Annotated in this window: 14 protein-coding genes; 11 read left to right on the top strand and 3 right to left on the bottom strand. The window is 52.1% G+C overall.

Going from position 1 to position 11,138, the window contains the following annotated elements:
• Positions 1-261: 261 nt before the first annotated feature.
• The 10 genes from HN413_11975 (at position 262) to HN413_11930 (ending at position 8,618) form a co-directional block, all read left to right on the top strand.
• Entirely contained in the window at positions 262-654 is a 393-nt protein-coding gene (locus tag HN413_11975) for a hypothetical protein (GenBank protein MBT3391115.1), read from the top strand.
• Positions 655-678: 24 nt separating this feature from the next.
• On the top strand, positions 679-1,689 hold the full coding sequence (gene coxB, locus HN413_11970) for a cytochrome c oxidase subunit II (protein MBT3391114.1): 1,011 nt from the start codon (positions 679-681) through the stop codon (positions 1,687-1,689).
• Positions 1,690-1,764: 75 nt separating this feature from the next.
• Positions 1,765-3,639 (top strand): cytochrome C oxidase subunit I, encoded by a 1,875-nt coding sequence (locus HN413_11965; GenBank protein ID MBT3391113.1) that lies wholly within the window; start codon positions 1,765-1,767, stop codon positions 3,637-3,639.
• 85 nt (positions 3,640-3,724) lie between these two features.
• Positions 3,725-3,940: a cytochrome C oxidase subunit IV family protein gene (locus HN413_11960; GenBank protein MBT3391112.1), complete on the top strand. Its 216-nt coding sequence runs from the start codon at positions 3,725-3,727 to the stop codon at positions 3,938-3,940.
• On the top strand, positions 3,930-4,508 hold the full coding sequence (locus HN413_11955; GenBank protein MBT3391111.1) for a heme-copper oxidase subunit III: 579 nt from the start codon (positions 3,930-3,932) through the stop codon (positions 4,506-4,508). The genes HN413_11960 and HN413_11955 overlap by 11 nt, the downstream gene beginning before the upstream one ends.
• A 17-nt stretch (positions 4,509-4,525) precedes the next feature.
• A complete protein-coding gene (locus HN413_11950; protein MBT3391110.1) occupies positions 4,526-4,966 on the top strand; it encodes an SRPBCC family protein in 441 nt (146 codons plus the stop codon).
• Positions 4,963-5,568, top strand: coding sequence for an SCO family protein (locus HN413_11945; GenBank protein MBT3391109.1), 606 nt, complete (start codon positions 4,963-4,965; stop codon positions 5,566-5,568). Before HN413_11950 ends, HN413_11945 begins: the two co-directional genes overlap by 4 nt.
• Before the next feature lie 70 nt (positions 5,569-5,638).
• Positions 5,639-6,166 (top strand): hypothetical protein, encoded by a 528-nt coding sequence (locus HN413_11940; protein MBT3391108.1) that lies wholly within the window; start codon positions 5,639-5,641, stop codon positions 6,164-6,166.
• Between the two features lie 366 nt (positions 6,167-6,532).
• Positions 6,533-7,273, top strand: coding sequence for an SURF1 family protein (locus tag HN413_11935; GenBank protein MBT3391107.1), 741 nt, complete (start codon positions 6,533-6,535; stop codon positions 7,271-7,273).
• Positions 7,266-8,618, top strand: a complete 1,353-nt coding sequence (locus HN413_11930; GenBank protein ID MBT3391106.1) for a protoheme IX farnesyltransferase — start codon at positions 7,266-7,268, stop codon at positions 8,616-8,618. The genes HN413_11935 and HN413_11930 overlap by 8 nt, the downstream gene beginning before the upstream one ends.
• A gap of 42 nt (positions 8,619-8,660) precedes the next feature.
• Here the strand turns inward: HN413_11930 and HN413_11925 are convergent, their stop codons facing one another.
• Positions 8,661-9,287, bottom strand: coding sequence for a hypothetical protein (locus tag HN413_11925; GenBank protein ID MBT3391105.1), 627 nt, complete (start codon positions 9,285-9,287; stop codon positions 8,661-8,663).
• A 128-nt stretch (positions 9,288-9,415) separates the two neighbouring features.
• Here HN413_11925 and HN413_11920 point away from each other — a divergent pair, with 128 nt between their 5' ends.
• Positions 9,416-9,823: a hypothetical protein gene (locus HN413_11920; protein MBT3391104.1), complete on the top strand. Its 408-nt coding sequence runs from the start codon at positions 9,416-9,418 to the stop codon at positions 9,821-9,823.
• 92 nt (positions 9,824-9,915) lie between these two features.
• Here HN413_11920 and HN413_11915 read toward each other — a convergent pair whose 3' ends face one another.
• Positions 9,916-10,587, bottom strand: coding sequence for a polyphosphate polymerase domain-containing protein (locus HN413_11915; protein ID MBT3391103.1), 672 nt, complete (start codon positions 10,585-10,587; stop codon positions 9,916-9,918).
• A partial coding sequence (locus HN413_11910) for a hypothetical protein (protein ID MBT3391102.1) occupies positions 10,584-11,138 on the bottom strand: 555 nt, incomplete at its 5' end. The genes HN413_11915 and HN413_11910, both read right to left, overlap by 4 nt.

The raw sequence follows: 11,138 nt of genomic DNA, 5'->3' as shown, positions 1-11,138 counted from the left end.
TAAGTACGAGTAAGAAAGAAATGCACTGCGCTGGTGTCAGTTTTGAAAATAGCGATTACGCGCTTATCGCATGATAATCTTCTTTTAATCATTTGTTAATCCATGCAGGGGGGATTTTGCCGCATCGGAAAGGGTGATTAAAAAATCACCCTTTTGACGATAGAGGGGTGAGTGACAAGGCAAGGTTTATCTTGGTAAAGTTGCCTGAGCGTTTTAATTATTTTCGATCATCTCAAAAAACTTCAAAATTGCACGAAGCGAATGAAAACCACTCAATCTCGTCCCAAGCGTGTTCTGATTGCCTCCAGCCATTCCCTGTTTGGGAATGGCTTGCAACATTTGTTGGAACAGCGCTGGGGGGCGGATGTTCTCATCGTTGGGTTGGTATCCACCACCGAGCAGGCCGCGACAGCCCTGCGCGAACACGAACCCGATCTGGTGGTGGTCGACTACGACGACCAGACTCTCAATCGAGATGAATTTCTGGCACGCTTTATGGAGTTTGAAGGGACTTTGCGGATTGTGTTGCTTTCTCTCGAAAACGACAAAGATGGCGCTGAAGCCATTATTTATGACCGCCGAACAATGCAAGCTGAGCGAATTGATGATTGGATGGAGATGGAAATCCCCGTTAGTAATGAAGATCGCGAATAATACGAAGAAACGAGGAGAAATTCTATGAAACATTTTATTCTTGTAGCCATTCTGGTGGCTATCCTGACCGTGCTCGTCGGTTTCGGCCTGGATACCATTGGCCTGATGCCCGAATTGGCTAGTCTGCAAGGTGTGTTTATTGATCAATTATTCCGAATGCATATTTGGGTAATTTCGTTTCTGTTTGCGCTGATTATCGGCTTTATGCTGTACAGCATCATCGTGTTTCGGCGCAAGCAAGGCGAAGAAGGTGATGGCGATCATTTTGAGGGCCACGCTGGTTTGGAGATCGCCTGGACAATTGTGCCACTGGGCATTGTGATGTATTTTGCCTTTTTAGGTTCCACGGCGCTGGCAGAAACCCGCCGAGCTGACCCGAATGCCTATAACATCACTGTGACTGGGCAACAATGGTCTTGGCGTTTCGACTACACGGATTACGGCTTTAGCTCCGATGAACTGCGCCTGCCGGCTGACCGTCAGGCGTTGCTGATGCTTACATCCACCGATGTGATTCACTCGTTCTGGGTGCCTGAGTTCCGAGTCAAGCAAGATGCCTTGCCGGGGGAAGGCATGGAGCGCGAGTTGCGCATCACGCCCACGGAGCTTGGCCGCTACAAAGTTCGCTGTGCGGAGTTATGCGGCACACAACACGCCTATATGCTTGCCGATGTATTTGTTGTGGAACCAGAAGAGTTTGATGAATGGGTGGAAGAACAACTCAAAGGTGTTTCCAATGATCCGGTGGAGCGCGGCGAAGTCTGGTTTGGGCAATTTGGCTGCACCGCCTGCCACTCGATTGACGGCAGCGACAAAGTTGGCCCGACCTGGATGGACCTCTACGGCAAAGAAGAATCTTTAGCCGATGGCACCACCCTGACCGTCGATGATGCGTATCTGTTCGAGTCGATCCGCGAACCTCAAGCCAAGATCGTCGAGGGCTTTGAAACCGTTATTATGCCGCCTACCGGCGCAAGCATGACCGATCAACAGGTTCAGGATGTGATTGAATTCATCAAGAGTTTGGGTGAGTAGTAACAATTGAAGGTTGAAAGTTGTAGGTTCGAAGAAACCTTCAACTTGTAACTTGCAACATTCGGAGAAGAAATTATGGCAAATCAAAAAGTTAAGTTGTTTTCATTAAGTTTTTTCCGCGGTGTGGTTTTCCAAATTTTCGGCACATTGGCTGGGATGGGATTGGTAATGTTGATCCGTCTGCTGATGGGATTGCCCGCCTGGAATGCGGAGCCGGTTTGGGTGGGCGGCGCTTTTGTGGGCGTGCTCACCTTTCTGGTGGGTGCGGGCGCATTCAGCGATTGGGCTAAGATGGCCTTTGGCGAGGAAGTTCCTGAGCATATCGAGACCGACCCCAATCAACCCGGATGGGCGAAGTATTTCCATATTTCGTATGACCACAAGGTGATTGGCATTCAATACGGTGTGACTTCGGTCTTGTTGCTGGCGCTCGCCGGAACCTTCGCGTTGATCTTCCGCACCGAGTTGGCCGCGGCTGGTCTGCAAGTGGTCGAACTGGATATGTTCAACACCCTGATCGGCCTGCACGGTATGGTGATGATCGCTTCGATCTTGCTCGGTGTGGGTGCGATGTCGAATTATCTTGTCCCGCTGCTGATCGGCGCCAGCGATATGGCTTTCCCCCGTTTGAATGCTTTCGCCTACTGGATTAACGTCCCTGGCGCGCTGCTGGTGGTCAGCAGTCTCTTCCTCGGTGGGTTCGACACCGGTTGGACCGGCTACCCACCCCTGAGCGCGCGCGCTCCCCTGGGGATGCAGATGTTCTTCATGGGCGTGTACTTCATCGGGTTTTCATCCATTCTCGGCTCGCTGAATATCATCGTCACCACCCTGCGGATGCGCGCCAAAGGCATGGGTTTTATGCGCATGCCCATTTTTGTCTGGGCCGCCGTTTCCACCGCGCTAATCAGCCTGACAGCGACACAGTTAATCGGCCTGTCATTCCAGATGGTGATGTTCCAGCGCCTCTTTGGCATGGGTTTCTTCGACCCGGCGAAGGGCGGAAATGTGATTTTGTTCCAGCACTTGTTCTGGTTCTACTCGCATCCGGCGGTGTATGTCTTCATTTTGCCGGGCCTGGGCATTATCAGTGAGTTGCTGCCGGTTTTTGTGCGCAAGCCGCTCTTTGGCTACAAGTGGATTGCCATGTCATCGCTGGGCATCGCGCTGGTGGGCTTCTTTGTCTGGGCGCATCATATGTTCACCTCGGGCATGGCCGAATATTTGCGTGTTCCGTTTATGTACAGCACCATGCTGGTGGCTGTACCCACAGGAGTCAAATTCTTTAGCTGGGTCGGGACCATGTGGCGCGGCAAGATGACTTTTGAAACGCCGATGCTCTTCACATTGGGCGCGGTTTCGATCTTCTTGCTGGGCGGTCTCACTGGCCCGCCTAACGCCACCGTCGCCACCGACTTGCACCTTCACGATACCTACTGGATCGTGGGGCATTTCCACGCCACCATGTTCGGCGGTTTTATCTTCCCCTTCTTCGCTGCGCTTTACTACTGGTTCCCCAAGATCACGGGCAAGATGTACAGCGAAAAATTGGGTAAATGGCACTTTTGGCTGATGTTCCCGGCCTTCTATGTGCAATCGCTCGGCCAAATGCGCGTGGGCCTGCTGGGGATGCGCCGCCGTATCGCCGATTATGATCCGGCGCTCAATTTCGATTTTTCGCATCTGTTGATTACGATTGCCGGTTTCGTGATTGCTATTGCGGTGACGCTCTTCATCATCAATGTGATACAGAGCTTGAAGAAAGGCGAAGTTGCACCCAATAATCCCTGGAATTCGCGTTCACCGGAGTTTTTCTTGCCCTCGCCGGCTCCGGAGCATAACTATGCGGATTATCCCTTTGAGGTGGTTGGCGAGCCCTATGACTACGGGTTAGCGGATGCGCCGTTCGTGAAGTTTGCTGCTGCCCCCGAGGCACCCGCTGCTGATTGATAGAAAGCCTTGTCAGGAAGTCAGGAAAGCCCTAAAAATAATTCATGGCTTCCTGGTTTCCTGATAAAACCAAAAGGAAAAACTGATGGAAAATACTACAAAGCAAAAAGCCTTAAAATTCGGCGTTTATGTCTTTATCATCCTGGCCGTGCTGACCGCAGGTGAATATGCCGTTGCTGTTTTTGGCGGCGCGTGGTGGTCCGTGTTGGTGATTATCGCTCTCATCAAAGCCTGGTTTGTCGTTCAACATTATATGCATCTGCCGCGCTTGTTTGCCGAGGAGGGCAGCCATGAGCACTAATACTTCCGATATTCGTTCCAGCTATGCCTATAAAACCGGCACCAACCGCCTCGGGTTATGGCTCTTCCTGCTCTCGGACAGCTTCGTATTTGCCGGGCTGCTAGTTTCGCGTTTCTATTTGTTGGGGAATACCCGTCCGCACCTGGAGCAGACGCTGGGCTTGGTTGTCACCGCTATGCTGTTGGTGAGCAGCTTCTTTATGAACCGTGCTGAAACGGCGATTGCCCACGGCGATCAAAAGACTTTCCTGAATGGCACGCTGATTACTCTGATCCTGGGTGTTGTCTTCCTGATTGGCGTTGTCGGCGTAGAGTGGCAATTAGCCCCCTTTAGCGCCTCCGACGGCGCACATGGCGCGGTTTTCTATATGATGACGGGGATGCACGCTTTTCACGTACTCACTGGCGTGATCTTTTTGGCAATTGTCTATCGCAATGGGCGCAAAGGATTATATTCTGCCGAAAAGCACTGGCAGGTAGAAGCCGCTGCCGTATACTGGCATTTCATCGATGTGGTGTGGATTTTCTTCTATCCGGCGCTATATTTAATCGGAACGGTTGCTGGATAACTTAGTGAGGCAATGCAATGAAATATACATGTGAAATCTTGCTCGACCTACCTCGCCAGCGCGTGATTGAATTATTCGATAATCCGGATAATTTAGCCAAGTGGCAGGCGGGCTTGAAATCTTTTGAGCACTTTGAAGGGCAGGAAGGGGAACCTGGGGCAAAATCACGCCTTTTTTATGATGAGGGTGGTCGTGAAATTGAGATGGTGGAAACCATTATTGCCCGCAACCTTCCGGATGAATTTTCCGCAACCTATGAGGCGAAAGGTGTCTTTAATAAAATCTCAAATTCTTTTTCTGAAGTAGGTGAGAATCAAACGCGTTGGGTGATGGACTCCGAATTTATATTTAGTGGCCTAATGCGTTTGATGGCCATTTTCATGCGCGGCGCTTTTCCAAAACAAACCTTGAAAGGTATGCAAAGCTTCAAGGTTTTTGCTGAACATGAAGGCGTATGAAAATCAAATTGATCGTGGAATTAGGTATTGGGTTGTTGGTAGGGATTGTGCTGGTAGCAATCGGTGCATTTGTCTTCAAGCAGCCCTATACCTATCAAGGCTCGCTGATTGATCCGCCTGCTCCGACCAGCGATTTCACACTCAAGGCCAATGGCGGCACAACTTTTCAACTGAGTGAGCAGCACGGAAAGATCGTGCTGCTTTTCTTCGGCTACACGCGCTGCCCCGATGTTTGCCCGACCACGCTGTACGACTTCAAGCAAATCAAGGCCAGTTTGGGTGAACAAGCCGACGAGATTCGATTTGTATTCATCACCGTAGACCCGGAACGCGATACAATCGACTTGCTGGGCCAATTCGTCACCGCTTTTGATTCCGATTTCATCGCCCTGAGCGGGGAACTGGACGAGTTGCAACCCGTCTATGCTGCCTACGGCGTTTACCGCCAGAAGAATGATGTCGGCAGCGCGGCGGGATACTTGATGGATCATACCGCCCGTGTGTATGTGATTGATCCCAACGGCAACCTGCGCCTGACGTTTCCTTTTGGCATGGCCCCCGAGGCAATGACAGAAGATATTATTCACCTGTTGAAAGAATAAAAATTTGACTGAAGACGGAAGACGGAAATCCCCTGCCCTCTGTCTCTTGTTTTTCGTCCCCTGTCCCCTCATGCCCCCTTCCTTCCGCCCCTACGCCCACCGCTTGCTGATCGTTTTCCTTGTTGCCCTCGTCTTTGTGGGCATCATCAACGAAGGCGCGCATCTGTTGCTCAAAGATAAAAACGACCGCGCCCCCGAAATGATCGAAATTATTATTCCCGCTGGAACCGCCGATGAAATCGCTGCCGGAGAAGCCCCAATCTCGCTGCCCAAAGAACTGACCTTTGTGATCGGCGATACGCTGCGGGTGAAGAACGAAGACCACACCGACCATGAACTCGGTCCGCTTTACGTTCCTGCCGGGAGCAGCGCCAGCCTGCAAATGGAAGATGCCAACAAATACACGCTGGGCTGCACCTTCACGCCCTCCAAATTTCTGAACTTTGATGTTCGCACACGCACCACGGCTATCTCTCGCCTGCAAGCCTTTGCCCTGGCTACCCCACCAACGGCGATGTTCTTTTTTGTGTATAGTTTGTTGGTTTTCCCGCTCAAGCAGAAGAATAAAATAGACATGCCGTTACAGTCAGCCGACTAGGTCCCATCTCCTGTCATTCTGAGCGCAGCGAAGAATCCCTGTTTCCACACCTATTTTCGGGCTTTCTGTAGTGGTCAACAGTAGCCTGAACACTCTACGGTGTCATTCTGAGGAGCAAAGCGACGAAGAATCCCTGAAGTCAAGCGAAAAAAAGTGCCTGCGTAGGCGATAAATCAAACCACTTTGCAGGGATTCCTCGCTTCGCTCGCTGCGCTCGGAATGACAAGGTTGGACACAATGTTCAAGGTACTGTTGACCACCACAGATTTTCGGGCTTTTTTTTGCGAAAGTTCGTAAGTCCTGATCCAATCAGGTTGTCAGGGATTCCTCATCGCGTTCGGAATGACAAGTACGTTTAATGGAAATATGCTTAAGACATTATTTAGCCGTCGTTATATATTCCTCACCCTCATTGTGCCGCTGGCCGTCATGGTGATGATTCGCTTGGGATTCTGGCAGCTCGACCGCCTGGAACAGCGCCGCGCCTTCAACGCGCATATCGCCGCGGTGTCTGTTGCCCCCTCGCTGGATTTGACCGCCAATGCTCTTGATAGCGACCTTGAAAGCATGGAATATCGCGCCGTTACGGTGAGTGGCGAATTTGACCACAGCCAGGAGATTGCCATTCGTAACCAGGCCTGGGGGGATCAGCCCGGTGTGCATCTGCTCACCCCGCTCAAAATTACCGGCAGCGATCAGGCTGTTTTGGTTGACCGCGGCTGGATTCCTTTGGAGGCTTATCAACGCGGCGATTGGACGGCGTATGAAGTTGCGGGGACAGATGTCATCGAGGGGATGCTCCGCCTTTCGCAGGCAGAACCCACCTTTGGGGGGCGTCCCGACCCCACCCCTCAACCGGGCGAAACACTCCGGGCGTGGAATTTTGTCAATTTGCAGGCCATCGCGCGGCAAATCCCCAATCCGTTGCTGAACGTGTATATCCAGCAAGCCCCTGACGCGGCCAATCTGCAACCGCCCTACCGCAGCCTGCCTGAATTCGAGTTGACCGAAGGTCCGCATCTGGGGTATGCTGTACAGTGGTTTATTTTCGCCACGATTTTGGGCGTGGGTTACCCGATGTACGTTCGCCGAGAGACACATGATTAAGAATTTGCAATTTCGCTCCCCGTTTGCCCGGCTCTCTTTGCTGGTTTTGGTCAGTATGTTGATCCTGTTGATCGGCGGAGCATTGATTCGACAGTTCGGCGCGGCGAATGCCTGTGGCGGCTGGCCGTTGTGCGGGGATGGCCTGGCTCTCCCGGAGGATCGCCTGGAGTGGATGCAGGTTGCTCACCGTCTGACTGTGGGGCTGGTCGGCGGGGTGATGCTGATTCTGCTCCGGGGAGCGTGGCGCTCCCAACGCACGCAGACTCCCATTTTGGTTACCACCACCGCAACCGCCGCGCTGTATCTGTTGCAATCCATGCTCGGCGCGCTGAAAGTGACGCGTGAATTTCCTTTCTATTTGATCGCATTGCATGCTGCCACGGCGGTCGCCGTGTGGATGGCGTTGCTGTTGCAAGTTTATTTTGTGGGGCGGGCGGCGCGTTCGGGTGAAGAAGAAAGCCTGGAAGCCGCCGAAGCTGTACAGCGCGTGGATGTGGCCCGTGATTTTCTGGCGCTCACCAAGCCGATTGTGGTCGCGCTATTGTTGGTGACCACCTACGCCGGGATGGTGATTGGGGCCAAAGCCTGGCCCTCAGTGGCGCTTACCTTTTGGGTGCTGCTGGGCGGATTTCTGGCCGCGGGCGGTTCTGGGGCAATCAACCAATATATTGACCGCTACGACGACATCAAAATGCAGCGCACGCAAAAACGCCCCCTGCCCGCCGGGCGGCTGACTCCTGGCGAGGGGTTGGCTTTTGGGGTGGTGATGACGCTAACTTCGTTTTACTTGCTGGCCGCGTTTGTAAATTTACTGGCGGCGCTGCTCTCGTTGGCGGGGATCATTTATTATGTTTTTTTATATAGTATCTGGCTGAAAAAAGCCACTGTGCAGAATATCGTCATCGGTGGCGGCGCGGGGGCGATTCCTCCGCTGGTGGGTTGGGCTGCGGCTACGGGGAGCCTTAATATTCCGGCGCTTTTTCTCTTTGCGGTGGTCTTTATGTGGACTCCACCCCACTTTTGGGCGTTAGCCATCGTGCGCAGCAAAGATTATGCCCGCGCCGGTGTCCCCATGCTGCCGGTGGTGCGCGGCGAAAAAGAGACCCGCACGAAAATCTTCATCTACACAATTGAGCTGGTTGTGCTGACGATGCTGCTGCCGATCTTTGGTCTGGGGGGGAGTATCTACCTTGTGCTGGCAGGTTTATTGGGCATCTGGTTGCTAACATCAGCCTGGAAAGTTTGGCGGCAAGGGGGTAATAAACTAGCCTGGAAGATGTACCGCCATTCGAGTATGTATCTGGCCTTTTTGTTCATTGCCCTGATGGTGGACGCGCTGAATTAGACCCGAAAAATAAGGGTGTGGGCAGCTTTGCTGCTCACACCCTTATTTTTCGGGTATCCCCCTATGGGGTTCGACTTTGAAGATTTTGAACGCCCACTGCACCGCCGGGCCAATCAGCATGGCAAAGATCACTGTCCCAACGCCTGCCGGGCCGCCGAGCAGCCAGCCCCCAATCACCAGAAAGACCTCAATCGTGGCGCGCCCGCGGCGCAGGCTCCAACCACTAATGCGTTTCACCGCCAGCATCAGGCTATCGCGCGGGCCTGCACCTGCATCCACACCGATATAAATCGCCGAAGCAATTCCCATCAGCAGCACACCGGAGAGCAGCATCCCCAATTGGGCGATGAAGTTCCCGGTAAGGGAGGGTAGAAAATACAGCGAAAGGTCTTCCCACGGGCCAATGAAGAGGATATTGGTCAGCGTACCCCAGCCGATTTGTTCGCGCATAATTGCGGAGCCGCTGAGTACCAGCAGCCCGACGATGATGCTCATTGTGCCCGGAGTCAGCCCGGCGAGTTGCGCCAGCGCCACTTCCAGCATCACCCAGGGACTTGTCCCCAGGTTGGCGCGAATGAGTAAAGCGATTGACAATCCAAAAAGGGCGAAGCCAATTTGGATGATTAGAAAATCGCGAAAAAAAGTATTCCAGCGAATGGGTTTGAACATTTATCTCCTGTTTATGGGGTGTGCAACGGTACTTAGGGGTGAATTACAATTCATAAACTCTGTATTATAATAAGCGCGTCCTATTTCTTAAAACAGTGAAACTTTGCAAGTTTTAGAAGGAGTATACAATGAAAAAATATATGTTATGGTTTGTTCTTGCGGCCGTAATGGTTGTTACACTAATTAGCGTTACAGGCGCGGCCGCGGCTGAGCAGCGTCCGCCGATGATCCCCGCGCTAGGCCCGGGTCAGTATGCGATGCCTGCATCGTCCTATCCAGCCTTTCCGGGCGGACGTGTGCAGAACTTTGTTGTTTTTATTGCCACTGCGCCAGGGACGGCTTGCTTTATTAACCCTTATGCCTCTGTTGGAGAATTTGGTCATATCCATGCGGTTGCACTTCGTCAGTTGGATAACGGCAAATGGGTGAATAACCAAATGGAAAAGAACCGTCGCACAGAAGTTTCAGTGGGGGCTGGCTATCAGCGTTGTGCTGAAGTGCCTTATGCGGGTATCTGGGCTTTCCAGGGCTGGTAAATCGATACGAATATTTTGTAGTTGACGTGGGGCTGGATTATTCTGGCTCCACGTTTTTTTATTTCGTCTTGACAACTGGCGTAGAGCGCCACCTAAAACGCTCCCAAGCCATTCAGATATTTCGAGTTTTGTGTACAGCGCAAAGGGAATTGTGCTAACGAATTGGCAATGCGCGCATGGTCGGCTTCGGCGGCTTTCATTTCGATGATGACATTATCAAGTTGCAATTGGGGGAATTTGAGATTGGGACTCAGCCCAAAAGCTTGCTCGAAGGCGCGCATCTGATAATCGAGCGTCACGCGGATGCGCCCATCCATGCTGATGTAGTATTCGCGTTGATAGTGGTTGATGAGCACCGGGATCAGATTTTCCACCAAAAAGGTGAATTCATGGGTGCATTCCTGTTTCAGAGCGGCTGCGATCTCTCCCCAGTTGAGACGGGCAATATCCATGGGGGCTATAATCTTCTGGGTGGTTTTATACCCCAACATACCGCGTTTTTTCTTGATTTCAATTTGTCCCCCGTTTGCCAGCCAGCTTTCTCCATACCAGCGAAAGCGGAATTTTTCGCGATTGGCTGCCCCGTTAATATGATCTTTCATCAGGTCGCGGTCGCGGGTGTCGAAATAAATATTATTCACCTGGCGCGGCGGGTAAGCAATTTGAAAAGCATTAGGATGCGTAAAAACCCAACTGCGCACTTCGCCCAGATAGAGTGCATCGGCGACCATTTTTATTTCATAGCGGTAAGGATTGTTGTTCATTTGCCCAAAATGCCCTGCGTATACATGGCATCCACATCAATATTTTCTGTGGGAATGCTTTCGCCATTCAAGATGATCTCACTATCGGTCTGGCAGATGGCGGGCACCGCGGTATTGAGCAGTTCAAGCTCGTTGGCTTCAATCATAGCCGGGCCGTATTGTGGCTTTTTGATATATGCGGCCAATCCCACCACATGCGCCGTATCAATAAGGCTGTTGCTCACGCGAACCAACGACAGGTCTTTACTGGCGATACCGATATTGACATTGCGAATGACCAAATTTTCCAGCGTGATCGCGCTGCCCTCACCTGCCGAAATAGCCTTGTCGGCAATGTTGGCGAAATACGAATCGCTGATACTGACGTGAGACCCACTGACATCAAAAGCGTCGCCCTGGATGTCATGGAAACTGCAATTCATCGCCGATCCGGTGGTGAAATCGCCGTCAAAGGCATCGGAGGGGGTATTGCGGAATTCGACGTAGGAAAACTCAAATGGGGAACGGATCACGTTAAGAGCATCTTCGGTGGCGTTATCGCCAATGATGGA

Source organism: Chloroflexota bacterium (genome assembly GCA_018648225.1).
Classification (GTDB): Bacteria; Chloroflexota; Anaerolineae; order Anaerolineales; family UBA11858; genus NIOZ-UU35.
Note: the sequence above shows the minus strand (reverse complement) of the source record. Positions and strands in the feature narration are given on the sequence as shown.

Coding starts and splice junctions, on each gene's coding strand:
- HN413_11940 (MBT3391108.1), top strand. CDS start 5,639: ATGCCCCCTTCCTTCCGCCCCTACGCCCACCGCTTGCTGATCGTTTTC.
- HN413_11950 (MBT3391110.1), top strand. CDS start 4,526: ATGAAATATACATGTGAAATCTTGCTCGACCTACCTCGCCAGCGCGTG.
- HN413_11935 (MBT3391107.1), top strand. CDS start 6,533: ATGCTTAAGACATTATTTAGCCGTCGTTATATATTCCTCACCCTCATT.
- HN413_11975 (MBT3391115.1), top strand. CDS start 262: ATGAAAACCACTCAATCTCGTCCCAAGCGTGTTCTGATTGCCTCCAGC.
- HN413_11920 (MBT3391104.1), top strand. CDS start 9,416: ATGAAAAAATATATGTTATGGTTTGTTCTTGCGGCCGTAATGGTTGTT.
- HN413_11945 (MBT3391109.1), top strand. CDS start 4,963: ATGAAAATCAAATTGATCGTGGAATTAGGTATTGGGTTGTTGGTAGGG.
- HN413_11960 (MBT3391112.1), top strand. CDS start 3,725: ATGGAAAATACTACAAAGCAAAAAGCCTTAAAATTCGGCGTTTATGTC.
- HN413_11925 (MBT3391105.1), bottom strand. CDS start 9,287: ATGTTCAAACCCATTCGCTGGAATACTTTTTTTCGCGATTTTCTAATC.
- HN413_11965 (MBT3391113.1), top strand. CDS start 1,765: ATGGCAAATCAAAAAGTTAAGTTGTTTTCATTAAGTTTTTTCCGCGGT.
- coxB (MBT3391114.1), top strand. CDS start 679: ATGAAACATTTTATTCTTGTAGCCATTCTGGTGGCTATCCTGACCGTG.
- HN413_11930 (MBT3391106.1), top strand. CDS start 7,266: ATGATTAAGAATTTGCAATTTCGCTCCCCGTTTGCCCGGCTCTCTTTG.
- HN413_11915 (MBT3391103.1), bottom strand. CDS start 10,587: ATGAACAACAATCCTTACCGCTATGAAATAAAAATGGTCGCCGATGCA.
- HN413_11955 (MBT3391111.1), top strand. CDS start 3,930: ATGAGCACTAATACTTCCGATATTCGTTCCAGCTATGCCTATAAAACC.